The 25,436-nt window shown below is 39.8% G+C and carries 24 protein-coding genes and 1 other RNA gene; 22 read left to right on the top strand and 3 right to left on the bottom strand.

What is annotated here, in order from left to right; translation table 11 throughout:
• Window positions 1-38 precede the first annotated feature (38 nt).
• The 9 genes from glyQ (at window position 39) to AC1D7X_RS02630 (ending at window position 9,966) form a co-directional block, all read left to right on the top strand.
• Window positions 39-917 (top strand): glycine--tRNA ligase subunit alpha, encoded by an 879-nt coding sequence (gene glyQ / locus AC1D7X_RS02670; protein WP_495474602.1) that lies wholly within the window; start codon window positions 39-41, stop codon window positions 915-917.
• Window position 918: 1 nt separating this feature from the next.
• Window positions 919-2,994 (top strand): glycine--tRNA ligase subunit beta, encoded by a 2,076-nt coding sequence (glyS, locus tag AC1D7X_RS02665; RefSeq protein ID WP_495474601.1) that lies wholly within the window; start codon window positions 919-921, stop codon window positions 2,992-2,994.
• A 187-nt stretch (window positions 2,995-3,181) separates the two neighbouring features.
• Complete coding sequence (locus AC1D7X_RS02660; RefSeq protein WP_495474600.1) at window positions 3,182-3,664, top strand: YaiI/YqxD family protein; 483 nt, start codon at window positions 3,182-3,184, stop codon at window positions 3,662-3,664.
• Window positions 3,665-3,704: 40 nt separating this feature from the next.
• On the top strand, window positions 3,705-5,525 hold the full coding sequence (dnaG, locus tag AC1D7X_RS02655; protein ID WP_495454190.1) for a DNA primase: 1,821 nt from the start codon (window positions 3,705-3,707) through the stop codon (window positions 5,523-5,525).
• Window positions 5,526-5,569: 44 nt separating this feature from the next.
• Window positions 5,570-6,703: an RNA polymerase sigma factor RpoD gene (rpoD, locus tag AC1D7X_RS02650; RefSeq protein WP_495454191.1), complete on the top strand. Its 1,134-nt coding sequence runs from the start codon at window positions 5,570-5,572 to the stop codon at window positions 6,701-6,703.
• Window positions 6,704-7,027: 324 nt separating this feature from the next.
• Window positions 7,028-7,801, top strand: coding sequence for a tRNA (adenine(22)-N(1))-methyltransferase (locus tag AC1D7X_RS02645; RefSeq protein ID WP_495474599.1), 774 nt, complete (start codon window positions 7,028-7,030; stop codon window positions 7,799-7,801).
• Window positions 7,777-8,892: a Nif3-like dinuclear metal center hexameric protein gene (locus AC1D7X_RS02640; RefSeq protein ID WP_495474598.1), complete on the top strand. Its 1,116-nt coding sequence runs from the start codon at window positions 7,777-7,779 to the stop codon at window positions 8,890-8,892. Before AC1D7X_RS02645 ends, AC1D7X_RS02640 begins: the two co-directional genes overlap by 25 nt.
• A gap of 115 nt (window positions 8,893-9,007) precedes the next feature.
• An RNA gene (gene rnpB, locus AC1D7X_RS02635) (RNase P RNA component class A) lies at window positions 9,008-9,418 on the top strand.
• 245 nt (window positions 9,419-9,663) lie between these two features.
• Window positions 9,664-9,966 carry a hypothetical protein gene (locus AC1D7X_RS02630; protein WP_495454194.1) on the top strand — a complete coding sequence of 101 codons (303 nt, stop codon included), beginning with the start codon at window positions 9,664-9,666 and terminating at the stop codon, window positions 9,964-9,966.
• Between the two features lie 68 nt (window positions 9,967-10,034).
• Here the strand turns inward: AC1D7X_RS02630 and AC1D7X_RS02625 are convergent, their stop codons facing one another.
• The gene (locus AC1D7X_RS02625) at window positions 10,035-11,927 is read right to left on the bottom strand and encodes a S8 family peptidase (RefSeq protein WP_495474597.1); all 1,893 of its coding nucleotides are present in this window, start codon (window positions 11,925-11,927) and stop codon (window positions 10,035-10,037) included.
• A gap of 228 nt (window positions 11,928-12,155) precedes the next feature.
• Here AC1D7X_RS02625 and AC1D7X_RS02620 point away from each other — a divergent pair, with 228 nt between their 5' ends.
• The 6 genes from AC1D7X_RS02620 to thiI all read left to right on the top strand — a co-directional run bounded on the left by AC1D7X_RS02620 (window position 12,156) and on the right by thiI (window position 16,943).
• On the top strand, window positions 12,156-12,665 hold the full coding sequence (locus tag AC1D7X_RS02620) for a YpuI family protein (RefSeq protein WP_495454196.1): 510 nt from the start codon (window positions 12,156-12,158) through the stop codon (window positions 12,663-12,665).
• A 215-nt stretch (window positions 12,666-12,880) separates the two neighbouring features.
• Window positions 12,881-13,102, top strand: coding sequence for a DUF1540 domain-containing protein (locus tag AC1D7X_RS02615; RefSeq protein ID WP_495454197.1), 222 nt, complete (start codon window positions 12,881-12,883; stop codon window positions 13,100-13,102).
• 30 nt (window positions 13,103-13,132) lie between these two features.
• On the top strand, window positions 13,133-13,546 hold the full coding sequence (locus tag AC1D7X_RS02610; RefSeq protein ID WP_495474596.1) for a hypothetical protein: 414 nt from the start codon (window positions 13,133-13,135) through the stop codon (window positions 13,544-13,546).
• Between the two features lie 168 nt (window positions 13,547-13,714).
• Complete coding sequence (locus AC1D7X_RS02605) at window positions 13,715-14,431, top strand: lytic transglycosylase domain-containing protein (RefSeq protein ID WP_495454199.1); 717 nt, start codon at window positions 13,715-13,717, stop codon at window positions 14,429-14,431.
• A 131-nt stretch (window positions 14,432-14,562) separates the two neighbouring features.
• Window positions 14,563-15,720 (top strand): cysteine desulfurase family protein, encoded by a 1,158-nt coding sequence (locus tag AC1D7X_RS02600; RefSeq protein ID WP_495474595.1) that lies wholly within the window; start codon window positions 14,563-14,565, stop codon window positions 15,718-15,720.
• Window positions 15,720-16,943, top strand: a complete 1,224-nt coding sequence (thiI, locus tag AC1D7X_RS02595; RefSeq protein WP_495474630.1) for a tRNA uracil 4-sulfurtransferase ThiI — start codon at window positions 15,720-15,722, stop codon at window positions 16,941-16,943. Before AC1D7X_RS02600 ends, thiI begins: the two co-directional genes overlap by 1 nt.
• A gap of 90 nt (window positions 16,944-17,033) precedes the next feature.
• Here the strand turns inward: thiI and AC1D7X_RS02590 are convergent, their stop codons facing one another.
• On the bottom strand, window positions 17,034-17,723 hold the full coding sequence (locus AC1D7X_RS02590) for a TerC family protein (protein ID WP_495454201.1): 690 nt from the start codon (window positions 17,721-17,723) through the stop codon (window positions 17,034-17,036).
• A 134-nt stretch (window positions 17,724-17,857) separates the two neighbouring features.
• Here AC1D7X_RS02590 and AC1D7X_RS02585 point away from each other — a divergent pair, with 134 nt between their 5' ends.
• The 6 genes from AC1D7X_RS02585 to AC1D7X_RS02560 all read left to right on the top strand — a co-directional run bounded on the left by AC1D7X_RS02585 (window position 17,858) and on the right by AC1D7X_RS02560 (window position 23,268).
• Window positions 17,858-18,523: a TerC family protein gene (locus AC1D7X_RS02585; RefSeq protein WP_495454202.1), complete on the top strand. Its 666-nt coding sequence runs from the start codon at window positions 17,858-17,860 to the stop codon at window positions 18,521-18,523.
• 218 nt (window positions 18,524-18,741) lie between these two features.
• On the top strand, window positions 18,742-19,239 hold the full coding sequence (locus tag AC1D7X_RS02580) for a hypothetical protein (protein WP_495474594.1): 498 nt from the start codon (window positions 18,742-18,744) through the stop codon (window positions 19,237-19,239).
• A 174-nt stretch (window positions 19,240-19,413) separates the two neighbouring features.
• Window positions 19,414-21,249 (top strand): translational GTPase TypA, encoded by a 1,836-nt coding sequence (typA, locus tag AC1D7X_RS02575; RefSeq protein WP_495474593.1) that lies wholly within the window; start codon window positions 19,414-19,416, stop codon window positions 21,247-21,249.
• A 45-nt stretch (window positions 21,250-21,294) separates the two neighbouring features.
• The gene (locus AC1D7X_RS02570) at window positions 21,295-21,591 is read left to right on the top strand and encodes a YlaH-like family protein (protein ID WP_495454205.1); all 297 of its coding nucleotides are present in this window, start codon (window positions 21,295-21,297) and stop codon (window positions 21,589-21,591) included.
• Between the two features lie 60 nt (window positions 21,592-21,651).
• Window positions 21,652-22,740: an LCP family protein gene (locus AC1D7X_RS02565; RefSeq protein WP_495454717.1), complete on the top strand. Its 1,089-nt coding sequence runs from the start codon at window positions 21,652-21,654 to the stop codon at window positions 22,738-22,740.
• Window positions 22,741-22,815: 75 nt separating this feature from the next.
• Window positions 22,816-23,268 carry a pyridoxamine 5'-phosphate oxidase family protein gene (locus AC1D7X_RS02560; protein WP_495454206.1) on the top strand — a complete coding sequence of 151 codons (453 nt, stop codon included), beginning with the start codon at window positions 22,816-22,818 and terminating at the stop codon, window positions 23,266-23,268.
• A 65-nt stretch (window positions 23,269-23,333) separates the two neighbouring features.
• Here the strand turns inward: AC1D7X_RS02560 and AC1D7X_RS02555 are convergent, their stop codons facing one another.
• Window positions 23,334-23,882 (bottom strand): YhcN/YlaJ family sporulation lipoprotein, encoded by a 549-nt coding sequence (locus tag AC1D7X_RS02555; RefSeq protein ID WP_495474592.1) that lies wholly within the window; start codon window positions 23,880-23,882, stop codon window positions 23,334-23,336.
• 116 nt (window positions 23,883-23,998) lie between these two features.
• On the opposite strand from AC1D7X_RS02555, the gene AC1D7X_RS02550 reads away from it, so the two are divergent.
• Window positions 23,999-25,330 carry a PhoH family protein gene (locus AC1D7X_RS02550; protein ID WP_495454208.1) on the top strand — a complete coding sequence of 444 codons (1,332 nt, stop codon included), beginning with the start codon at window positions 23,999-24,001 and terminating at the stop codon, window positions 25,328-25,330.
• Window positions 25,331-25,436: the final 106 nt, after the last annotated feature.

The raw sequence follows: 25,436 nt of genomic DNA, 5'->3' as shown, positions 1-25,436 counted from the left end.
AATGAAAGTAATGAAAATGAGTAAAGGAGCGAAGCAATATGAATTTTCAAAAGATGATTCTAACGCTACAGCAGTTCTGGGCAGATCATAACTGTATTATCGTCCAGCCGTATGACACGGAAAAAGGTGCAGGGACCATGAACCCTATGACTTATCTACATTCAATCGGTCCTGAACCATGGAATGTAGCTTATGTAGAACCGTCTCGTCGCCCAAGCGATGGACGTTATGGAGAGAATCCAAACCGGCTTTATCAGCATCACCAATTCCAGGTTGTTCTTAAACCTTCCCCTGATAATATTCAGGAAATTTATTTGGAGAGCTTAAAGCAGCTGGGTATTGACCCATTACAGCATGATATTAGATTCGTTGAAGACAACTGGGAAGCACCAACATTGGGAGCATGGGGTCTAGGTTGGGAAGTATGGCTTGATGGTATGGAAGTGACCCAATTCACGTATTTCCAACAGGTTGGGGGTATTGATGCAAGTCCTGTTGCTGTAGAAATAACATACGGTATGGAACGTCTAGCATCTTATATTCAGAATAAAGAAAATGTATTTGACCTTGAATGGGTAAATGGCATTACATATGGTGATGTGTTTCACCAAGCAGAAGTAGAACATTCTAAGTACACCTTTGAAGTGTCTGATGTGCAGATGTTATTCACGTTATTCAATATGTATGAAGAAGAAGCTAATAAAGCAATGGAGAAATTTTTAGTGTTCCCAGCGTATGACTATGTATTGAAATGTTCCCATACGTTTAACTTGCTCGATGCTCGTGGAGCCATTAGCGTAACAGAACGAACAGGTTACATCATGCGTGTAAGAAACTTGGCTCGCCAAGTGGCTGCCTCTTATTTAATAGAACGCGAGAAATTAGGCTTCCCGCTCTGTAAGAAAGGAGACGTTTAACGTGGCTAAAGACTTATTATTTGAAATTGGATTGGAAGAAGTTCCTGCTCGGTTTATACGTGCTGCTGTAGAACAGTTGGAAGAGCGTATGATTAAATGGTTGGAGCAATCAAGAATCTCACATGGACAAGTGCATGCCTATGCAACACCACGTCGGTTAGCGGTGCTCGTGGAAGGTGTGGCAGAGAAACAAGAGGATATTGAGGAAGAAGTTAAGGGCCCATCTCGTAAAATAGCTCAAGACGCAAGTGGTAATTGGAGCAAAGCAGCGTTGGGATTCGCACGGAGTCAAGGTGTTGATCCTGAACAGTTCACATTCCAAGAGTTAAACGGTGTTGAATATATATATGCAACTAAGAGCAGTTTAGGAGTAGAGACTTCATCTATTCTTTCAGAAGCCTTGTTGAACATCCTTTCTTCGATGACTTTTCCAAAGAATATGCGATGGAGCGCTTATGAATTTAAGTTCGTTCGTCCGATTCGGTGGCTTATCGCACTATTTGGAACCGATGTTATTGACCTCGATATTACAGGAGTGAAATCGGGTAATATAACTCGTGGCCATAGATTCTTAGGTGAAGAGGCTGTTGTTGCCGAACCTTCCGTGTACTTGGATGTACTTCGAAGCCAGTCCGTAATTGCATGTATAGAAGAACGGAAAAACATGATAGAAGAACAGATTAAAGCTCTTGCAGAAGAGAAACAATGGAAAATTGCAGTCAAAGATGATCTGCTTGAAGAAGTATTATTCCTTGTTGAGACACCTACGGTGTTATTTGGAACGTTTGATCCTTCCTTTTTGGAAATTCCACAAGACGTGTTAATCACTTCTATGAGGGAGCATCAGCGCTACTTCCCAGTACTGAATGATCAAGATCAATTACTACCCTTCTTCGTTACGGTACGTAATGGGAATAATACCTCTTTGGATATTATTGCCAAAGGAAATGAGAAGGTATTACGCGCACGTTTATCAGATGCGAAATTCTTCTACGAAGAAGACCAGAAGTTACACATTAAGGATGCTTTGTTGAAACTTGAAAATATTGTATTCCAAGAAGAATTAGGATCTATTGCTGATAAAGTCCGTAGAACTGGTCGTATTGCAGAAGGTTTATCATCCGCACTACACATTTCTCCAGAACATGCAGATGCAGTGTCACGTGCTGCTGAAATTTGTAAGTTTGATCTAGTTACTCAAATGGTTTATGAGTTCCCTGAATTACAAGGCGTGATGGGTGAAGACTATGCTCGAAGAGCGGGTGAGAAGGAGGAAGTAGCGAAGGCTGTCTTCCAACATTATCAACCACGCTTTGCTGGAGATAATACACCGGAATCGATCGTAGGAGCACTAGTTAGTATTGCTGACAAAATCGATACGATTGTTGGTTGTTTCTCTATAGGCATCATCCCGACAGGTTCTCAAGATCCCTATGCACTTCGTCGTCAAGCCCAGGGTATTGTACAGATTATGTTGGCTCAAAAACTACAGATTTCGCTCTCAGAGATGCTCAACATTGCACTTGATGTTCATGAAAACCTTCGTGAAATGAAACTTTCTGCTACTGAAGTGCGTACAACTATAGTTGAGTTCTTTGGACTTCGAGTGAAGAAGCTTCTTTCAGAGAACTTACGTTATGATATTGTAGATGCGGTGATCTCGGCAGACTTTGATGATATTGCCTCTGTAGTTTCACGAGGTGAAGCATTGATGGAAGCCGTAAATAATCAAGAGGATTTCAAGGTGACGGTTGAATCCTTTAACCGTGTGAGCAACTTAGGTGCCAAAGCAGAACAATTCGAAATCGATGAAGCTCTTCTTCAAGAACAAGGGGAAAAAGAACTTTATAAAGGTTGGCAATCGATTGTCGAAGGATATCATAACGCCTTGAATCAACGAGATGGGCACAAGGCTCTACAATTCTTAGGACAGATTCGTAATGTGATTACTGAATTTTTCGACTCAGTGATGGTTATGGCAGAGGACGAACAAGTCAAAAACAATCGATTGGCACTTTTGGCAGCGATCGATAAAGATTTGAAGGCATTTGCTGATTTCACAAAACTGGTGTGGTAAATAAAATAAAATAGAGAAATTGTATGCGGGAACCAAAATGCCTAATTTAAATGGTTCCTGTGTACATCTCTTGGTTCATTTACCATAAGTTGTTAAGTGGGTTGAAGAAGGATTTAAGCTATGTCAGAGCGTATATATATAGTTAGGAACTTAATTAAGGTTAAGAACTTAACTTAAGGTGAAATAGGTGATATTTCTGGCTACATTGACAAAGTTCCGAATTGTTGTCGACGGGGATGCCTGTCCCGTAAAGAACGAAATAGCTGTTACTGCACGACAATTTTCAGTCCCTGTCCTCATGGTCTCGTCGTATGATCATCTGATTCGTGAAGAAGAAGGTGTGACTGCCGTTCAGGTTGATCGTAGTGATCAAAGCGCTGATCTATATATTGCTAATCATATAAGCCGCGGGGATATTGTAGTAACGCAGGATTATGGATTGGCAGCATTGTGTTTAGCAAAAGGTTGTTATGTTATATCTAATAGAGGCAAGCATTATGGGGATAATGATATTGAATTGATGTTGGATCGTAGGCATCATCAAGCTAAAGCGAGAAGAATGGGTAAACATTCTAAAGGACCCAAACCGATCACAGCAGATGATAAAATATTTTTTCAACACAATTTGACAAGAATTTTGCAGGATTTGCAGGAGAACGATCAGTTATAGCGAATAATATTTACGTGCTAAAGAGATGAAGGTGGTAAAGATGAGTACCGGGCAAGGTAATATACCGGAAAAGGTAATTGATTCCGTATTAGAGCACAATGATATTGTCGATACGGTAAGTAAGTACGTTCATCTCACCAAGCAAGGTAAGTACATGAAGGGTCTTTGTCCATTTCATTCAGAGAAGACACCCTCATTTACAGTGACACCGGAGAGACAAATTTTCTATTGTTATGGATGCGGTAAGGGTGGCAACTCAATCAAGTTTATGATGGAGATTGAATCATTATCTTTTCCTGAGGCTGTCAAAATAATGGCTGAAGAAAGTCATATCGAGATGCCGGAATTGCAGGGAACAAGTACGATCTCGTCGAATCCTGAGAGAGAAAGATTGCTGCAAGCTTATGAATGGTCATCTAAATTCTTTCATTATTTACTTAAGAACACGGAACACGGTAAACCAGCAATGTCCTACTTACGTTCACGTGGTCTTAACGACAAAATGATTGATCAGTTTCAAATTGGCTATGCCCCTGACACTTGGAATACCTTGGTACAGTTCTTGACTAAGCGATCTTTCGATTTAGAGGAAATGGAAAAGGGAGGATTATTATCCACTCGAAGTGATGGCACAGGGTTTATTGATCGGTTCCGTGACAGGGTGATTTTTCCGATTAGTGATAGAAATGGTAGGGTTATTGCTTTTGGTGGCCGAGTTCTGGGAGAAGCGCAACCGAAATACCTGAACTCACCTGAAAGCAAACTATTTAACAAAAGTAGGACATTGTATAACTTGCACCAAGCAAAGAACTCCATTCGAAAATTACGCCAAATCGTATTATTTGAAGGATATGGAGATACAATTGCAGCTTGGGAGGCAGGCGTACACAATGGTGTTGCAACAATGGGAACTTCCCTGACGGAGAGTCATGTTTCCATGATGAAGACTATGGCAGATGAAGTATTAATATGTTTCGATGGCGATCGTGCGGGACAAGCATCAGCCTTGAAGAATATCCCGTTACTTGAAAGCTCAGGTATAAGAATCAAAATTGCTATTCTCAACGATGGACTTGATCCAGATGATTTTGTACGTAAATACGGTCCAGAGCGATTTATGAGTCAGATTATTGACGGAGCAGTTTCAACAACAAAATTTAAACTTATATATCTGAAAAAAAACCATATACTGCTAGAAGAAGATGGGAAAATAGCTTATATGAAGGAAGTTCTTCCGATTATTGCAGCTTTACCATCCTCTACCGAAAGAGAAGTATATTTGAGGGAATTATCTTCTGAACATCATCTTTCTTATGAAAGTCTTAAGCAAGATTGCAACCTGATTCGGCAGACAATGCAAAAAAACATGCCGGATGGGGATAATTTTGAACAGGGGTGGAATAATGGTAGGCATAAAAAAGGGCAGATTCCGGCTCCAACATTACTACCCGCTTATCACACCGCAGAGCGTCGGCTGCTATCTCTGATGCTTCAGGATGCTGAAGTTGCCCAGTATGTGGGTGAACGTCTCGGAGATGCTTTTAACATTGATGATCATGCAGCTATTGCTGCTTATCTATATGCCTATTATGCTCAGGGTAAACACCCGGATATAAGCCGATTTATGTCATCGCTTCATGACGATCGGTTAGAAAAGACACTTAGTTCAATATCAATGATGGATACACCCCGTGATTGGAATGTTCAAGTTCTCGACGATTATATTAGGGAAATTCGTAAGGTCCCACAGCAACAACAGGTAGAACTTAAAAAGGAAGAAATGATAAGTGCGGAGCGTTCCGGTGATTTTTTACGTGCGGCACAAATAGGTAGTGAGATTATTGCCCTAGAGAGACGATGATTGAAGTTATGGTATGAGTGTATCTAGGGAGGAGGGAGTCGAATATGGCGAATGATCAGCGTACTGAATTAGAGACAGAATTGACCCTTGATCAGGTCAAAGATCAATTGGTTGAGCAAGGTAAGAAGAGATCGACGTTAAATATTAAGGACATTATGGAGAAATTGTCTCCTTATGATCAAGATCCCGAACAAATGGAAGAGTTCTACGAACATTTGAGTGATCTGGAGATTGAAGTGGTCAATGAGAATGATGAAGAGGTGAATACTCTTCGACCAAATGAAGACTCCGAGGAACATAATGGGGAAGAAACAAGCTTTGATGATGACTTATCATTGCCACCAGGGATTAAGATTAATGATCCTGTACGTATGTATCTGAAGGAAATTGGTCGTGTACAATTGCTATCAGCAGATGACGAAGTGTCGTTAGCTAAACGTATTGAGCTTGGTGACGAAGAGGCGAAAAGACGTCTTGCAGAAGCCAATCTACGGCTCGTTGTCAGTATTGCTAAGCGGTATGTTGGACGTGGAATGCTATTCCTTGATTTGATCCAAGAAGGTAACATGGGGCTTATCAAGGCAGTTGAGAAGTTCGATCATAAAAAAGGGTATAAATTTAGTACGTATGCTACATGGTGGATACGCCAGGCAATTACACGTGCTATTGCGGACCAAGCACGGACGATCCGAATTCCTGTTCATATGGTTGAAACCATCAATAAGCTAATTCGCGTATCTCGTCAGTTGCTTCAAGAATTAGGACGTGAACCAGCACCTGAAGAAATCGCAGCAGAGATGGAATTAAGTGTTGAAAAAGTGCGGGAAATCATGAAAATTGCCCAAGAACCAGTTTCGCTTGAAACGCCGATTGGGGAAGAAGATGATTCGCATTTAGGAGATTTTATAGAAGATCAGGAAGCGTTGGCTCCTGCAGATGCAGCAGCTTATGAGCTTCTTAAAGAGCAGTTGGAAGATGTTCTGGATACGCTAACTGAACGGGAAGAAAATGTATTGCGTTTGCGTTTCGGTCTGGACGATGGACGTACAAGAACACTTGAAGAGGTTGGTAAAGTGTTCGGAGTAACCCGTGAACGGATTCGCCAGATTGAAGCTAAGGCGCTTCGCAAATTGCGTCATCCAAGCCGTAGTAAAAGGCTTAAGGATTTTCTGGAATAAAGCGTATAATTGGACCTTCTGTAGCTTATTAGCTCAGAGGTCTTTTTTCTTAAGATAATGTAAGTTCACTTTCATCCATTTCTTAATCGTATCTAAATGGATGAAAATTTGAAGTGAAAGAGGTATTTCTTTCTTTTGGCAATAATGTATCTAAATGTTTTATGGTTTTTATTTTAGCTCTTTTTCATGGCTATTGCAAATTATTAGGTGATGCTTTACCTAATTGGAATTCGTTAATACTTGAAATGCTTAATGATATTAAAGTTGCATTTGTACTTCAAATGTGACATGTTCTACGAAAAAAAAGGATTGTGTGGGTGGCTCATGAAATTATCAAAAAGACTACAATTTATTATGGAACAAATTCCAAATGGAAGTACTTTTGCTGATATAGGTTCAGATCATGCAATGTTGCCCGTAGTGGCAATTCATTCGGGTATAGCACTTCGAGCGATAGCAGGAGAAGTTAATGCAGGCCCTAGAGATGCAGCAGCTAAGCAGGTGGCTTCAGCGGGTCTCAATGATATGATTGCTGTACGGCTTGGGAATGGTCTAGAAGTGATTTCTCCTGGCGAAGTTGATGTGATTACTATTGCCGGTATGGGTGGAGGCTTAATCGCAAGTATTCTAGAGCAGGGAATAGATAAGTTGGTTGGGGTTAAAAAGTTAATATTACAACCTAATGTAGGCGAAGAAATCGTACGTCGCTGGTTATTAAGTCATGACTGGGTACTAACATCGGAGCACATTATGGAAGAGGATCGTAAAGTGTATGAAATATTAACTGCGGTTCCTGAGAATAAGGGTATAGATGGGCTTTTTAATGACGATGTTTATAAAGAATATGTACTCGAGACTGGTAACGGACCTGTTAAAATTACTAAAGAGATTTCAGTACGGATGGGTCCATGGTTGTTGCAAGAGAAAAATCCGATTTTTACATCTAAATGGCTGTCGGAGATCGAGAAGTTGGAGCGGATCGTAGCATCACTTGCTACGTCAACGTTATCATCGTCCGAGAGTAAATCTGAAGAAATAGTACAAGAAATTCAACAGATTAAGGAGGTGCTATCTTGTTCGCCAAAGGACAGACAGTAATTCAATATATGGAACAGCTTGCTCCTAAGCATGTAGCCATGCCTGATGATCGTATAGGATTACAATTGGGAACCTTACAAAAGGATATTAGGAATGTACTTATTGCACTAGATGTTAATGATGAAGTAGTGGAAGAAGCCATACGTTTGAATGTTGACCTAATCATTGCTCACCATGCGATTATATTTCGACCACTGAAGCAACTACAGACCGACACCCCTATGGGTAGACTGTATGAGAAGCTAATTAAGCATGATATTGCTGTATATATTAGTCATACGAATCTTGATGTTACTGAGGGTGGTATGAACGATTGGATGGCTGAAGCGATTGGTATTGAGAATGGCTCACCCATTGAGGATATCCATACCGAGCAATTATTTAAATTAGTTGTCTTTGTGCCAAAGAGCCATCATCAGCAAGTTCTAGATGCGATTCTAGGTGCGGGTGCAGGCTTCATTGGTGACTATAGCCACTGTAGCTTTAATATCGAAGGATTCGGAACCTTTATGCCTCATGAGGGAGCTACCCCTTTCATTGGTAAGCAAGGAAAGCTTGAGCAAGTGGAAGAAATACGTATTGAGACGATTGTGCCTAAGGGTATACGTAATAAAGTAGTACAAGCTATGTTGAAAGCTCATCCTTATGAAGAAGTTGCCTACGACTTGTATGCAATGGATCTTAAAGGAAGAACCTTGGGCTTGGGCCGCGTAGGCAAATTGAATACTCCGATGATACTCGCTGAATTCATCGAAGTAGTTAAACAGAACCTACAGGTAGATCATGTAAGGGTTGTAGGGGATCTACAACGTCCTATACGCAAAGCTGCTGTTATTGGAGGGTCTGGGGGACGATATATAACTCCTTCTATTTTCAAGGGAGCAGATGTACTTGTAACGGGAGATATTGATTATCATACGGCACAGGATGCTCTTATGGCCGGGATCGCCATTATTGATCCAGGACATAATGCGGAGAAAATAATGAAATTAAAAGTGGCTGAATGGATGAGAGAAAAGCTTCAAAGTGCGAAGGTTGAGACACAAGTCTATGCATCCGAAGTGAATACAGAACCCTTCCAATTTATGTAAAATGAAAGCTGAACAATGAGCAAAATAGTAGGGAATCCTTAAAATTCCCATAGTTACATGTTATTTAGGGTTGTTTCCAACATCGTTTCGCGGTATACTATCAAGTGTTGTCCCGAAAGTTTGACAGACAATCGCTGGTGATGCGTAAGGCATCACGAGAGGAAAGTCCGGGCTCCATAGGGCAGGGTGCTGGATAACGTCCAGTCAGCGCGAGTTGAAGGATAGTGCCACAGAAATGGACCGCCGATGGCCGCCACAAGCGGCACAGGCAAGGATGGAACCGAGGTGTAAGAGACCCCGAGGAACGCTGGTGACTTCGTTCCTGGTAAACCCCACTTGGAGCAAGACCTAATGGAACGCAGCTTCTCTGTCAAGAGGGCAGCCTTAGCCCGAGGCGCGTTTAGGTTGGTCGCTGGAGCCGTTCAGCAATGTTCGGCCTAGATAGATGATTGTCGTTTGGAGTGGGAGGGTAGTTCCCGTATGAACCACAATAGACACAGAACCCGGCTTACGGCAAACTTTCAGAACTACAACACAACTTATTGAATGAAATTAATACACATGTATGTAATTGCAAATGGTGATGTTCTAGTGGTTAATAACCGCAGAACATCACCATTTTTTATATGCCATGAATCGTATTCTATAATTATTCTAAAGCGAATGAAGAGCCTATTTCAGTCAGAAGCTCATTAATTAGGGTCAATCGTACAATCCAGAATTAGACACTTGTAATACAATATATCAAAATCACGAAAGGAGCGAATGAATATGAGTAATTCTTCTAATTCTTCTAATTCTTCTGGTTATCCATGTCCAGCGGCTGATCCCGTTATCTGCGATCCCATTGTAGTCGTGCAAGATTGTTATTATACCCAGGTGGTTCCTGTAATCCATACAATCCAAGTGGTTAAAAGAACTCATTGTGTTCCTATTGAGAAACATATTTATAATTACGTGACTGTTGAAGAAGGTAATAATGAAATGGCAGGCGTTTCAGCGCAAAAAGAAAAAAAACGTCATGCTACTGTTTCTAAAGCCAAAACGAAGTCAAAATCCAAATCAAAAAGATAAAATCTAAACAATCCGCGATCAAATAACTCGCGGATTGTTTTTTACAAGGTATTTGTATTGGGTTGTGTTTACTTTGAAGATTGTTCTTTGTGAATGACCGATTTCATCTGATTGTGTACATGCTGTGGCCAGAATTGAAGTGGAGATGAACCGTTTCCTGCGGCTTTAAGTGCTTTATAGATATCAACTTGTCCATATCCGAAGTATTTATCTCGTCCGGTATCCCCTAGATCAACAACACTTTCGCGCATCAGATTCATCACCTCTTCATTATCGAGATTAGGGTTTCTTGCCCTAATGAGACCGGCTAAAGCAGCAACATGTGGTGTCGCCATAGATGTTCCAGATAGTGCAGCGTATTGATTGTTTAAATAGGTGCTGGCAATACTTTCACCTGGAGCTACCACATCAACGTAATCCCCGTAATTAGAGAAGGACGCTCGCTTCATATTTGAATCTGTAGCTGAGACAGAGAATACTTCCGGATATGCAGCGGGATATCCAGGACGTTCTGTATTATCATTACCGGTAGCAGCGACGATGACGACATCTCGGTTGTACGCATATTTGATAGCATCATGTAGAAATTCTGAATCAGCATAATTACCAAGGCTCATGTTAATGACTTTGGCTCCATGATCAGCTGCCCAAATGACTCCTTCTGCTACTGAATATGTTGTACCAGCACCGGAACTGTCTAGTGCTTTAATGGGCATCACTTTATTGTACCAACTAATACCAGCGACACCTTCATTATTGTTAACTACAGCACCTATAATGCCGGCAACGTGTGTTCCGTGCCCCACATCGTCGGTAGGTTGGCTGGAAGGGTCAACAACATTATAACCATCGACTAGGTTTTCCTTAAGGTCAGGATGCTGTAGATCAGCTCCTGTATCTATTACCGCAACGATCACATTTGTACTACCTTTAGATAACTCCCAACCTTTATTTGTTTCTATAGCAGGTAAATTCCATTGATACTTTGCAAACAGTAAATCATTTGGAATGTTGGTTGAAGTAGATAATTTATCTTTATTGGTTACATCATTTGTTAAATATAGATAGTGTGGTTCGGCATAGTGGGGACTGTACTTTTTCATGAAATAAGCTTTAAGCTGTTGATATGACATATGATCTGCGTGAAATACGTAAGCGTAGCCCATTTTACGAACCCATTTACTCTTAATTTCACTGGAGATCGTCATTAATTCTTTGTCTGATAAATGGTTGCGGAAATGTACTACAATCTCATTTTCGTAATAATGACTTGCCTTTTCATTATCATGACCTGTCTTTACTTTGATATCTCTTAACGTATTCGTATCTACGGATTCAACGCGATAATTCCCTTCTTTAGGATAAGGTATGAGTCGTAGATTGCGTTTCTGATGATTCGATACTTCATGCAGAACTTGTTGGCTTATTAAAGCGATGATCCCTTTATGTCCTTTAGTTGAAGGCTCAGCCATAATGAAATACTGATAATCATTTACCTTAAATGAAGGCGATTCATATGAGCGATGGTTCCGTAATTGATTTTTGGCTAACTGTTGGTACGTGTTAAACTGCTTATTTGTTTTCGTGTTCCAAGTTAAACGGTCCGATGGATATGGGGTAGAGTGTTGTTTGGAGAAATCAATCCAGGTTAGTAATTGAATATGATCATGAGATTTTTGTAATTGTTGAATGTATTGCTTCGTTTGCTGTTCAGATGTTGTACTAAATTGCTCTGCCATCTTTGACAGATGTTCTTTTGCATCCGCACGGGTCAATCGATCTGTGGATGAAATATCATGGCTCATGATGGTATGTTTCAGGTTTACTTCTTGCTGTGGATTAGCAACTTTCGATGATGAACCTTGGTTTGAATGTGAATTGTTATCAGGAAGTGACGTATAAATTGTTATCATTCCCAGAGCTACAACGAGTCCTGAACCTAACCATATTTTGCGAGACACTTGAATACCTCCTTAACGATCTTTACCTTTTTTTATTGTTAGGAAGTAGCTAGTTTTTTATTCCCCTCGAATGATTTGATATTTTATGTTTTCGGTAATATATTTAAGCAGAAAAGGATACCGCTTCAAAGTAATATATGGTAGGATAATACTTGGAAAATCCATAGTAGTGGTTCATATGAACTTCCACTATTTTGACGTAGGTACAATAAGGGGGAGCTAACGATTATGTCAGCAGCCAATATTCAAAAATTGTGTGAGTCCACAAGAGAGAAATTAAAAACAGCCATTGAAAGAACAGAAATATTTCTGAACGAGTATGCACTGCCACAATTGACTGGAGAGCATCTGGATGAAGAAATGGTGGTATTCTACAAAGGGTTCTTATCTGAACTTCGCCATTTACTTGTCTTCTCTGAAGTATCATACGAGAAGTTAGGTATTGTTCTTCGTCGTGCGAATTTTGATATCGATTTTGCCGAGAAAGCTCTTTACAATGTATATCATCACTGCGTCAACAATTTCTTTTATCCTAAAAATGAAAGTTACTCTGAAGATGGCCGATACGCTTATACTGGGCAAGATGCCATTCGTTTCCGTATCAAGCCTATTCGTGAAGCCCGTGATATTATTCTAGATATTACAAAGGTATATGAAGAGTTAAGAGATGATCTAACGTATTATGAAAGTGATTATTTAACAGAGCGTCGGATGCATAATCAAAAAAGTCACGCTTAATGAAATGAAATTTAATCTAATCACCACTGAATTTTAACAACGACTATTACATAACGGTTGATTTGTTCCTTTTAAGGACAAGTCAGCCGTTTTTTATTTGTGCTGAAGAATCATATCGAAGAACGTTCTTATTCTTGTAATGGCATCAACTTACAGTGCGTTATTCGCATATCAGATTATCGTATCGGAGACAATGGAGAAGAGGTGATTTAATAATGATAAATGAGGCCAAAACATTAGTTAGGTGTAGCGTAAGCAATTGTCATTTCTGGGGAGAAGAGAATTTATGTCGAGCTAATAAAATTGTTATTGAAATTGATGAACACTCAAGTAGAAACTTGAATGAGGAATTTGCAGAAGAATCTTTTAATGACCATAAGGATACTGCCCGCTCATCGTCTTCCACATGTTGTTTGACATTTAAACCCAAGTCATGATCTTGTCCATCTAAAGAGGAGGTGCTTGATATGGAAACAGACAAACAACCATCAGGTGTTCAAAATGATCAATCCGAGAATGAAAGCATTCGTAAAGAAAGTATACTTCACAAGAAGCGTATAGATTATCCGCGACTGGAACAAGATCATACGGAGGAGTATGCAGCTGATATAGCACCCACTCCTTTACGCGTCTATAACGAAGATAATTCGGATAAAGATGTGGAGGCTATGGATTCAACAACAGGAAAATTGGCAGGATATGTCGGTCTGGCATTTGGTATTCTTTCATTGTTCTTGTGGTCCATAGTTCTTGGTCCTCTTGCAGCTGTTATGGGTTTTTATGCCTATACTCAGGGAAGAAAGGCAACCGGAGGATGGTCGATCGCACTTGGTATATTAGCTACATTAAGTTATTTTGTGCTTATGCCATTTACAAGGTGAAGTTTGAATGCAACGCTAAATTCGGCTAATTCAAACCTCTGTATAGAGGTTTGAATTAGCTCTTTTTTTATTGAAGTTCATTTTTTTTGCAAAGAGGAGGTAGCGCATGTCCTATTCCCATGATAATATGTAAAGAACTACATTATGATGGAAGTTGGGATACTAAACATGCAGATCGACTCAATAACTGCCAAACAGCTTATAACTCTACAAGAAAATGCTACGATACAGGATAAAAGTGCTCTTATACAGAGTATGCTAAATAATAATGTTGGAGGATCAGATTTTGATGTAATGTTGAAACAGGTCATGTCTACGACTTCAGAATTGTCCGCTACAGATAGCAGTGTTTCGTTAAATGCTGGAGTATCTTGGAGTGACGGGTTATTGTGGCAGCAACTCGGTGCCGTAAGTAAGACAACTTCGACTAATACAGAACATAGTACATATTCTGGCAAGTCGTTGCCTTCGAGTTACAATGATCTGATTGAACAAGCAAGTCGTAAATATGGCGTTTCTGAATCTTTGATCAAAGCTGTCATCGATACAGAGTCGTCCTTTAATCCCGGGGTTGTTTCTTCCGCAGGAGCGAAGGGCTTGATGCAATTAATGGATGGGACTGCTCAGGGATTAGGAGTCAGCGATTCATTTGATCCAGCTCAGAATATTGATGCAGGTACTAAATACCTTTCTTATCAATTAAAGCGGTTCAATGGTCAAGAGAAGATGGCACTTGCCGCATATAACGCTGGACCAGGAAGAGTATCCCGTCTTGGTGTATCTAGTGATGCAGAACTTATGAATAATATAAATTCACTCCCTGAAGAGACTAGAAAGTATATATCTAAGGTACAGAATGCTCGCTCTAAATACGAAGAAGTATAAATGATAATTGCATAGAGATATTCATTGGATCACACGGGGGAGGCACCAGGGTGAAGAGTTGTAAGAATGCTTACACCCTCTCTGACGTTTGATCTTTTTGTGTTGTCATGAGAAGGAAAGGTTGAGATATAATGATTTATTGGGATCATGCGGCAAGTACGCCACCCTATGATGATGTTATACGCACGGTAACTGAGATCATGAATAAGCATTATGGTAATCCGTCGTCTATCCATCAAATGGGTGAAGATGCGGGTAAGTTAATGAGTCGAACCCGCAAAGTTTGTGCAGATTCATTACATGTTAATCCTTCTGAAATTGTATTTACTTCAGGAGCAACAGAGGGGAATAATTTAGGTATTAAGGGCGCTGCAATGCAATATATGAGCCGTGGGAGACATCTAATCACGACTGTGATTGAGCATGCTTCCGTATATGAAAGTTTCCTTCAATTGCAAAAATGGGGGTTCGAAGTTACATTTCTTCCGGTTAATTCACATGGGCGTGTCGATGTGAAATCTCTTACGTCCGCTATAAGAAAAGATACGATATTGGTTAGTATTATGCACGTTAACAATGAAATGGGTGCTGTTCAGCCCATAGAAGAGATCGGCCATGAGATAAAACGCTCTAATCCACGAACGTTATTTCATGTAGATGGTGTTCAGGGATTCGGCAAGTTACCTGTGGAACTAAAAAAGTGGTGTATAGATTTGTACACGTTATCTGCTCATAAATTTCGTGGTCCTAGAGGCACGGGATTATTATATGTCCGAGATGGATTACAACTGACACCTCTTCTATCCGGTGGTTCTCAGGAGTTCGGATGGCGTGCAGGGACGGAGAATATGCCACTACTTGTAGCTATGGCTAAGGCAATGCGATTGGCTGTAGAGCGTCAACCTGCTTTCACGAGAGACGTTTCTATTCTACGTAACAGAATTTTTGAGATCATCAGAAATATTCAAGGCTTACATCTTCATAGTGATGAGGACGGTGCACCTCATATTATACAGTTCTCATATCCAGGGATGAAGTCAGAAGTGTTACTGCACACGCTGGAATCCGAAGGAATGTTAGTATCTACGCGATCAGCGTGTTCTTCTAAAAAGGCAGAACCAAGCCGAGTACTGCTTTCTATGGGATTAAGTATGGAAGAAGCAGTAAGTGGAATTCGAATTAGTCTTGGAGATAATCATACGGAAGAAGAAGTGAATCAGTTGGAACATGCTCTTCGTAGAGCGATTAAGCAGTTGCGTCCCATGGAAAAAGGAAGGAATGATAAATGATGATTTATGATATGTTGTTACTACGTTTTGGAGAATTCATATTAAAAGGCAAAAATCGTAGAAGATTCGAGAAATCGGTATTCCTTCATGTGAAATCGGTACTACAACCTTTTCCAAAAGTGAAATTACGAGATGAGTTCGGAAGAATATATGTATACCTTAATGGTGAAGACACAATGGAGCCTATCAAAGCATTAAAGAAAGTATTCGGTATTGCTTCTATTAGCCCTGTAATCGTATGTACCTCCGAATTGGACGATATTTTAAGTACGAGCTATCGGTATTTGGAAGAATTAAATCTACAAAAAGATACGACTTTCAAAGTGAATGCCCGACGTGTATGGAAGAAGTTTCCTCAATCCTCTCATGAAATGAACCATCATGTGGGTTCACTTTTGTTAAAGAATTTTGATATGTTGAATGTGAGCATGAACCAACCTGAGCTAGAACTAAGAGTGGAGATTCGGGAGAATGAAACCTATATATTCTTTGAAGTTATTCCTGCTATAGGGGGATTTCCTAGAGGGAGTAATGGAAAAGCGATGTTGTTGCTGTCGGGCGGAATTGATAGTCCTGTAGCTGCTTGGTCATCCATGCGCAGAGGACTAACGACGGAATGTGTTCATTTTTATAGTTATCCATTCACTAGTCAATTGGCAAAGGAAAAAGTCATCAATCTTGCAAAAGTACTATCCAGTTATTCTGGAGAAATAAAACTTCATTTAGTTCCCTTTACGGAGGTACAGACTTCCTTTACGGGACTTGGGCAAGACAAACTTATCATTACTTTAATGCGGAGATCCATGCTGCAGATTGCGACTTTACTAGCTGAACGTGAAGGGGCTTTGGCCATTGTAACCGGTGATAGTCTAGGTCAAGTGGCTAGTCAGACATTATCCAGTATGAATGTGATAGGACGTGCGACGGAATTACCTTTATTAAGACCTTTAATTATGATGGATAAGAATGAAATTATTCAGATTTCAAAAGATATCGGGACGTATGATCTTTCTATTCAACCTTATGAGGATTGCTGTACCCTTTTTGTACCGGATTCTCCTGCGACTAACCCAAGCTTACGGATTGTAGAAAGAATTGAAAGATCCATTACTAAACTTCCTGATCTGATAATGGATGCATTTTCGCGTACGGAGACCATTGTGCTTACGCCTGGAGATGATTATTCATTAACTGAAAATCCCGTGGAAGATGAGTGGTTTTAGATCCTTACTGTAAGAGTAGAGTATCTTTTATAAATGTGAAATTGAAAAGAGGTAGACCAAGTTTACTATCCTAGGTCTACCTCTTTTATTTTATAGGGTCACTGTCGTTCGTTTACGTTTTTTAGATTTGATTTTTAGGAATCCAGCAACCAGGATACCGACGGTGACGATGATGATGAAGACAATACGAAGTGCAGGGTGTTGTTCGAAAAAAGGTTGTAATTTCTTTTCTTCAGTCATCATGTTAGAAGCGGTATAGCCAAGAACGAGTGATCCTAAATAGATAATCCAAGGGAAGCGATTAATTAGTTTGATAAACAATGTACTTCCCCAGACAACGATAGGAACACTGATGAACAAACCAATGATAACTAAGATTATATTCTGATTAGCAGCTCCTGCAACTGCGATGACATTATCTAAACCCATAGCCGCATCAGCTATAATGATGGTTCTAACAGCAGACCATAATGTCTGACTTGCTTTGACATCGGTGTGGTCATCATCGTCAGTCATCAGCTTGTACGCAATCCAGACGAGCAGTATTCCTCCAACTATTAATAACCAAGGAATATTTAGAAGCCATACAACGACGATTGTCGCAATAATTCTAAGAATCACAGCCCCAGCAGTTCCATATATGATTGCTTTCTTCTGAGTAGCGGGTTGCAGATTCCTAGCAGCTAGTCCAATGACGATTGCGTTATCTCCTGCAAGGATGAGATCGAGAAATACGATGTTAAGTAATGCAGCGAGAAAACCTAATACAGATGAATCCATGAATGTGTCACTCCTTTATATGTATGTACGTGCCCCAGAATAAATCGGAGTCCTAACGTCACAATGAAAAATGCTATTATATAGCATACTCCTCTCCTTTTCTTCATACAAGTAAGAATGGAGGGGGTTGTACCATGGAACACATGTGGTTGTTATTGGAAATACTTATCATAAACTTAGTACTGAGTGGAGATAATGCTGTTGTTATTGCTTTAGCAAGTAAAGATCTACCTCCACTTCAACGTAAGAAAGCAGTATGGTGGGGATCCTTAGGTGCTGTTGTGCTAAGATGTCTTCTCACTTTTGTGGCAGTACTGATGTTAAAGATCCCATATCTCCAAGCCATCGGTGGGTTAATGTTAATATGGATTGCATTTCAACTCTTATCAGAAGAAAAGAAAGACATTCAATTAGGTGAAACACCAACGATTTCAAAAGCCATCCGAACTATTCTCGCAGCAGATTTCATCATGAGTTTAGATAATGTATTAGCTATTGCTGGTGTAGCTAAGGGAGATCTAGCTCTAATTGTTATCGGTACAGCCTTTAGCATTCCCATTGTGATCTTCGGCAGTAATATTATTGTTCATTGGCTACAGCGTTATCCCCTCCTAATTTATTTAGGTGCCGGGATATTAGGATATACAGGTGGAGAGATGATGCTTCAGGATTCTAGCTTTGGTAAATACGCCGCAGTTCTATTACCCATGGGACATTCATTGTTACCATACTTGTTTGCAAGTTTAGTTATCTTAGCGGGTGGATTTAAAAAAGTGTTGTATCATAGAGGGCAGCATTGAGAACAAATCCTTGGATAGTTTATCATAAAAAATAAACAAGCATAAGTTTAATGTCATATTCTAACGATTCATAAAAACGGATATCCTCTTATAAAGAGGGGTATCCGTTTCTTTATTTGTCATATGGTTTTTTTTATTTAATTCAGATACAATAATCTTAAATATAGATATAGGATTTAAGGATACTGGATTGCATTTTTGAGAAAAGAGGGTGTGAGATGTCTTTCAAAAAAGATGTGAAGCTAGGACTGTTCATTATCATTGCAGGTATCGTCATTTTATTAGGGAAACTGGGTATATTTAGTTTTCTTGGTCGCTCCCTCTGGCCATTGGTCATATTAATTCTAGGAATTCTTTTGCAAGCCCTTTATTTCCAGCGCCGTGGTCAATCGATATTTCTTATTTCTGGCGGGATCTTAACGATATGGGGCACACTCTTTGTGATATGTAATATATGGGGTTGGGGATTGATGTCTTCTCTATGGCCAATATTAATTACTGGTGTTGCTATCGGGTTGTATGAGTACTATAAATTTGAAAAGCCACGATCTAGCTTATCCTTATGGATAGCCATTGTTCTCGGAATATTTTCACTTGTTTTCATTCTTTTCAGTCTAATGAAGACGGGTGTAATATATCTGTTAGCTGCTCTACTGATTGTGATAGGACTATGGCTTGTTTTTGGAAAAAATGCGTCAATGAGAAGTAAAAGGTAATCATAAAGCACGATTTATTTGAATCATTTTCAAGAAAATGACTTGATTATTTCAGAAAAATCATTATAATATAAAAGATATGTTGAAGCGTCGGCATTATCGCCAGGCGCTTCTTTTGTGAGACACGTTGTATAGATGTAGAGACTTGAGAATGAAGGGATATGGATATTAGCCATGCAATCAAGAGATCAGATTCGCAATATTGCGATTATAGCCCACGTTGACCACGGTAAAACGACACTAGTCGATCAATTACTACAGCAATCGGGGATTTTCCGTGAGAACGAACAAGTACAAGAAAGAGCGATGGATTCCAATGACTTGGAACGTGAACGCGGAATTACCATATTAGCTAAAAATACGGCAATTACGTATAAAGATTTCACAATTAACATTATGGATACACCTGGTCACGCCGACTTTGGTGGAGAAGTAGAACGTATTATGAAAATGGTTGATGGCGTGTTGTTGGTAGTTGATGCGTACGAAGGTTGTATGCCACAGACTAAGTTCGTATTGCGTAAAGCACTCGAATCCAATGTAACTCCAATCGTTGTTGTAAATAAAATTGACCGTCCAGCTGCTCGTCCAGAGGAAGTTATTGACGAAGTATTGGACTTGTTTATTGAACTAGGAGCAACTGATGAACAGTTGAACTTCCCAGTAGTATATGCGTCTGCATTGAATGGTACTTCAAGTATGATTGCCGATAAACAAGACGAAACGATGCTTGCTTTGTACGAAACAATTCTTGAACATATTCCAGCACCAACTGAGAAAATGGATGAGCCTCTTCAATTCTTGGTAACGTTGATGGATTATAATGAATATATGGGTCGTATTGCAATCGGTCGTGTCAATCGCGGTATTATTCGCCAAGGACAATCCGTAACGGTTATTATGCGTGATGGAACAAGTAAAACTGCTCGAATTGAGAAATTGTTTGGATTCCAAGGATTGAAACGTATTGAGATTGAAGAAGCAGGAGCAGGAGATATTGTTGCCATTGCTGGTATTAAAGATATTAACATCGGAGAAACAATTGCAGATCCGAATCAACCAGAAGCATTGCCTGTACTGAAAATTGATGAGCCTACACTACAAATGACTTTTGTTGTTAACAATAGTCCTTTTGCTGGTCGTGAAGGTAAATGGGTTACTTCCCGTAAATTACGTGAACGTCTATATAAAGAATTAGAAACAGATGTTAGTTTAAGAGTGGATGATACTGACACACCAGAAGCATTCATCGTTTCGGGGCGTGGTGAGCTTCACCTTACGATTCTGATTGAGAACATGCGTCGTGAAGGATTTGAATTACAGGTTTCTAAACCTTCCGTTATCATAAAGGAAATTGACGGGAAGAAGAATGAGCCGATTGAACGTCTAATGATTGATGTTCCTGAAGAAAGTATGGGAGCGATTATGGAGAGTCTTGGCCAACGTAAAGCGGAAATGGCTAATATGGTCAATACCGGTTCAGGAAACGTACGTTTGGAATTCCTTATCCCAGCTCGTGGATTAATCGGATATCGTACGCAGTTCCTTACGCTAACTCGTGGATATGGTGTTATGAACCATGCTTTTGATAGCTATGGTCCTCTTGTGTCTGGTCAAGTTGGTGGACGTAGTAAAGGTGTATTGATTTCTAGTGAGAACGGAAGCTCCACATTATATGCTATGATGGGTATTGAAGATCGTGGTACGCTATTCGTGGAACCAGGTACTGAGATTTATGAAGGTATGATCGTTGGTGAGAACACACGTGATAGTGATATCGTCGTTAACATATGTAAAGAAAAAGCTGTGAATAACATTCGTTCTGCGAATAAAGAAGAAACAGTGAAAATGAAAACACCAATTATCTTCTCTATGGAACAAGCTTTGGAATACTTGAATGATGATGAATTATGTGAGATCACTCCTAAATCCATTCGTATGCGCAAGAAGATATTGAATAAGAGTGAACGTGAACGTGCTGAGAAACACCGTAAAATGGCTAATTCATAATTAAGTAAAAGTTCAGTGCCCCATTATGAAGGGAGTGAAACTTACATGCAGGTATGGTTTGCAGAACATCCTCTTGTTGCTTATGTTGTTATATTTGTACTGATCACTTATGTTTACAACAAAGTTTTTCGTGTTCATCAGAAATTACCTTTGCTGAAAGAGGTTATATTGTACATTTTAATGGCGATGGGCTCAGGGATGCTTCTCATTTTTCAACATGATAAGTTACCGATCATTCAATGTCTGTTAGTTGCCGTTGGATTGATGCTCCTGGTACGGGTTCGCTATTTTGTGGAGAGTCGGCAGAAGAAAGATGTCGATTCCTCTTCGGAAAACATGTGAATGCGGACCCCGTAATGGGGTCATTTTTTTTAACTCATAATAATGAAAAAGGTGTTTAAGATGAGCCGAATCAATCCTCAGCTTCCTCCAAGGAATCGTATTGGAGCAAACAAGCTACCCAAATTTCCGCAAAAGAAGAAAAAAAGTGCTTTTAAAACTTTTCTGAAATTATTATTAGTTGTAATTATTATGGCCTTTTTACTTGTTGCTGGATATCTAGGTTGGTTGGCGCTTAAAGTGGATGACACTATTCTTGATACGGGTAATCATCAGAAAGTGGCCCCTGAAGCATCTGCCAAAGTTAAGCCCATTACAATGCTTCTGCTTGGAACGGATTATCGTCCTAAGACAGGAACTCACCTGACAGATGTAATGATGGTGGCTGCCTTTAATCCTGACACTAAATCAGCTACGGTTGTTTCCATTCCGCGTGATACACGAATTGAATTGGATGGGTATAAGGTGAGGAAAGCGAATGCCTATTACCCAGCTTTTCTGGAAGCTGAGAAAAAGACTGGCATTACGGCCCAGGATGAAATGAAGAATATGTTCACTAAATATATGGATTTAATGGATCATCCCATTGATTATGTTACGGTTATTAATTTCCAAGGTTTCTCTGATGTCGTTGATGCATTGGGTGGTGTGGATGTTAATATCAGTATGGATATGTGTTATATAGACAACGCAGATGGGACAGATATTAATCTTAAAAAAGGCCCTGCAGAATTAAATGGTGAAGATGCACTTGGTTATGTGCGCTATCGCCATTCTGGGGCTGGCTGTAAACCTAGGACGAAAGAATCTGACGATTTCAGTCGGAATCAACGTCAGAACGAAGTTCTACATTCATTAATTGATCAGATGCAGACCTTCAGTGGTGCGGCTAAGTTTGGTAAAGTACTTGATGCTGTAGATGAGAATATGGAAACAGACATTGAGTCTGCCCAATTAAAGAACATTATTGCAACGTACTGGAATATATCTAAAGATAATGTAAAATTTGTTCCTGTAACAGGGGATTGGAAGAGCCCTTACGTCTATATTAATGATGACGAATTGGACGCAGCCAAACAGAAATTACAAGATGAGATCGCAGGTAAGGCTGTGGAAGAATTAAATCAAGATACGAATAATACGAATCCGTAAACTTGGATGCAATATTTAACCTATGGTATAATACAATGGAATATAATGAATTGAAGCGTATAGGAGGCTGGCTCAATGTCCGGATCCGTCACACAGATGACAGAAACTTTGTTAACGCAGTTGCAATCGGAGACGTTTGTTTTGTTAAGTACAGTTGATGCAGAGACCGGAGGACCTACTTCTAGTGCGATTTCATGGATTTATGCATTAAATGCTGCTACGTTACGTATAGCGATTGATCATCGATCTCGGTTAGTTGAGAACATTAAGAACAATCCTTTAGTAACCATTACTGTATTTGGGGATGGGACGGTACATGCTATTAATGGAAGAGCTGCTATAGCTTTAGATCCGTTGCCAGAAGTCCCCTTTAAGTTGTGCTGTTTTGACATCAGCATAGAAGCAGTGCGAAACGCGTTGTTTTATGGCGCACAACTTTCTTCTGCCCCTCAATACATTAAGACATATGACCAGCGTGCTTCAGATAAGTTGGATGGTCAAGTTTTCTCTGCCATGCAAAAAGCCTAGTGATTATTCACTAGGCTTTTTTTTAATATAAGAGATAATATATTTCTTATATGTTCCTTTTCGATTTACTTGTTCGTTTGTGAAGTCGGTTTAGAGCCTTTTGTGTCTTTTGTGGAAGGGGCATTTTGTTGAGTTTTGACGTCTTCAGGAAGCTGAGGGACGATTCGACCCATAATGTCTGCAAGTTCGGAAGCAAAACCAGATATTGGGCGGCCCGCCTTAACATGTTTTCCAATTTCGGCAATCCGAGTGGATAGATCCATATCAGCTGTTACTAATGATTTCATGCCTCGGGGATCATTCCGAAGTGTTTCAGCCACGGAATATTTAATGGTACCAACTCGTGAGCGAGTTAAGTTACCTTCTACATCGATACCGACAACAGCGGTGTTTCCAATGACAACACAATTTGCTTTTGTAACACCTGGTACTCTTTCAGCTAAAGCCTCTAAGTGATCTTTGACAGATAGATCCTTGTTGACATCCGTATTATTGGATTTAACGGATTGCGTATTCATTTGTTGATTCTGAGGAGAGGGTGATGCATTTTTAGTAGCTGTTCCACAACTTGTCAAGAGAGACATGGTTAACAGAAAGCATAGACATAATCGCATATGTCATCCGTCCTTTCACGGAATTAGTCATTGCTGAATCTTTAATACGTACCCTTATATTGTCCTGGACGGACAAATTTATGTATCCATAATAAATGCGCTTTGGAGGGGTTACGATGAAGGAGATTTACGTATTGGATACTAATGTGCTACTACACGATCCCAATTCAATCTTTACCTTTGATGAACACCAAGTCATTATTCCTGCTGTTGTTCTAGAAGAGATAGATTCCAAAAAGCGTAATGCAGATGAAATCGGACGAAATGCACGTACGGTGTCAAGGTTACTGGATGGACTAAGAGAGCATGGTCATTTGCACAGTGGTGTTAAACTTGAAAACGGTGGAAGTCTGAAGGTAGAACTTAATCATCGAAGTTTTCTTAAGGTACAAGAAATGTTTGGAGAAATAAATAATGACAATCGAATCCTTGCAGTTGCTCTTAACTATCACTTAGAGGAAGAACAGAATCCCGAACCTTCATCCGTTGTAATTGTAAGTAAGGATGTATTAGTTCGAATCAAGGCAGATGTTCTCGGACTAAATACGCAGGATTATCTTACGGATCGAACCGCAAGTCCAAGTGAGCTGTACACAGGATATTCTACGATTAAAGTCCATCCCTCCATTATTGATGAATTCTATACCTATCGTTTTCTACCCATCAATACGCTTCAGCTATCGTATCCTTTATATCCACATGAATTTGTCATTCTAAAAGATGAAATGGGTACAGGGAAATCAGCATTACTTAAAGTGAATGCTGATTCTACTCGACTTGAACCACTTTTTCTAAGCAATGAACCGGTATGGGGATTAAGTGCACGTAACGCTCAACAACGTATGGCTTTAGAATTGCTCTTAAATGATGATATTCCTTTAGTAACCATCACAGGAAAGGCGGGAACAGGCAAGACACTCGTTGCTCTAGCAGCTGGTCTTTCTAAGGTGGAGGATGAACATAAATATAAGAAACTACTCATTGCGCGTCCAGTTGTGCCCATGGGGAAAGATATCGGGTACCTTCCTGGCGAGAAGGAAGAGAAGTTGAGACCATGGATGCAGCCGATCTACGATAATTTAGAGTTTCTATTTGAGACGAAACGTTCAGGAGATATTGATAAAATCTTAATGGGCTTAGGTAGTATTCAAGTAGAGGCACTAACTTATATACGAGGAAGATCCATACCTGCACAATATATCATTATAGATGAAGCACAGAACCTATCTAGACATGAGGTAAAGACGATTGTTTCTCGCGCAGGTGAGGGAAGTAAAGTTATACTCATGGGCGATCCAGAACAGATAGATCATCCTTATCTAGATGCATCTAGTAACGGCTTGAGTTATATTGTGGAACGATTTAAGGAAGAACAGATTAGTGGTCACATTACGTTAGAAAAGGGTGAACGTTCCAAATTAGCCCAACTAGCAGCTGATTTATTATAAAGGTATTTCCCAAGAAATAATTGGGATATTTTGAACTTGTCACTGGGATGCGGTGCGATTCTAAGTAGAAATGTTCTGAATCAATAAAGGCGAATATCCATTCTAT

It is taken from the genome of Paenibacillus sp. Y568 (assembly GCF_059445545.1).
The sequence above is the reverse complement of the archived record's forward strand: the minus strand, read 5'-3'. Positions and strand labels throughout refer to the sequence as shown.

What these genes read in the sequence shown, in the direction of transcription:
- glyQ (WP_495474602.1), top strand. Translation starts at nt 39, where the DNA reads ATGAATTTTCAAAAGATGATTCTAACGCTACAGCAGTTCTGGGCAGAT.
- dnaG (WP_495454190.1), top strand. Translation starts at nt 3,705, where the DNA reads ATGAGTACCGGGCAAGGTAATATACCGGAAAAGGTAATTGATTCCGTA.
- rpoD (WP_495454191.1), top strand. Translation starts at nt 5,570, where the DNA reads ATGGCGAATGATCAGCGTACTGAATTAGAGACAGAATTGACCCTTGAT.
- AC1D7X_RS02645 (WP_495474599.1), top strand. Translation starts at nt 7,028, where the DNA reads ATGAAATTATCAAAAAGACTACAATTTATTATGGAACAAATTCCAAAT.
- AC1D7X_RS02630 (WP_495454194.1), top strand. Translation starts at nt 9,664, where the DNA reads ATGAGTAATTCTTCTAATTCTTCTAATTCTTCTGGTTATCCATGTCCA.
- AC1D7X_RS02620 (WP_495454196.1), top strand. Translation starts at nt 12,156, where the DNA reads ATGTCAGCAGCCAATATTCAAAAATTGTGTGAGTCCACAAGAGAGAAA.
- AC1D7X_RS02615 (WP_495454197.1), top strand. Translation starts at nt 12,881, where the DNA reads ATGATAAATGAGGCCAAAACATTAGTTAGGTGTAGCGTAAGCAATTGT.
- AC1D7X_RS02610 (WP_495474596.1), top strand. Translation starts at nt 13,133, where the DNA reads ATGGAAACAGACAAACAACCATCAGGTGTTCAAAATGATCAATCCGAG.
- AC1D7X_RS02605 (WP_495454199.1), top strand. Translation starts at nt 13,715, where the DNA reads ATGCAGATCGACTCAATAACTGCCAAACAGCTTATAACTCTACAAGAA.
- AC1D7X_RS02600 (WP_495474595.1), top strand. Translation starts at nt 14,563, where the DNA reads ATGATTTATTGGGATCATGCGGCAAGTACGCCACCCTATGATGATGTT.
- thiI (WP_495474630.1), top strand. Translation starts at nt 15,720, where the DNA reads ATGATTTATGATATGTTGTTACTACGTTTTGGAGAATTCATATTAAAA.
- AC1D7X_RS02590 (WP_495454201.1), bottom strand. Translation starts at nt 17,723, where the DNA reads ATGGATTCATCTGTATTAGGTTTTCTCGCTGCATTACTTAACATCGTA.
- AC1D7X_RS02585 (WP_495454202.1), top strand. Translation starts at nt 17,858, where the DNA reads ATGGAACACATGTGGTTGTTATTGGAAATACTTATCATAAACTTAGTA.
- AC1D7X_RS02580 (WP_495474594.1), top strand. Translation starts at nt 18,742, where the DNA reads ATGTCTTTCAAAAAAGATGTGAAGCTAGGACTGTTCATTATCATTGCA.
- typA (WP_495474593.1), top strand. Translation starts at nt 19,414, where the DNA reads ATGCAATCAAGAGATCAGATTCGCAATATTGCGATTATAGCCCACGTT.
- AC1D7X_RS02570 (WP_495454205.1), top strand. Translation starts at nt 21,295, where the DNA reads ATGCAGGTATGGTTTGCAGAACATCCTCTTGTTGCTTATGTTGTTATA.
- AC1D7X_RS02565 (WP_495454717.1), top strand. Translation starts at nt 21,652, where the DNA reads ATGAGCCGAATCAATCCTCAGCTTCCTCCAAGGAATCGTATTGGAGCA.
- AC1D7X_RS02560 (WP_495454206.1), top strand. Translation starts at nt 22,816, where the DNA reads ATGTCCGGATCCGTCACACAGATGACAGAAACTTTGTTAACGCAGTTG.
- AC1D7X_RS02555 (WP_495474592.1), bottom strand. Translation starts at nt 23,882, where the DNA reads ATGCGATTATGTCTATGCTTTCTGTTAACCATGTCTCTCTTGACAAGT.
- AC1D7X_RS02550 (WP_495454208.1), top strand. Translation starts at nt 23,999, where the DNA reads ATGAAGGAGATTTACGTATTGGATACTAATGTGCTACTACACGATCCC.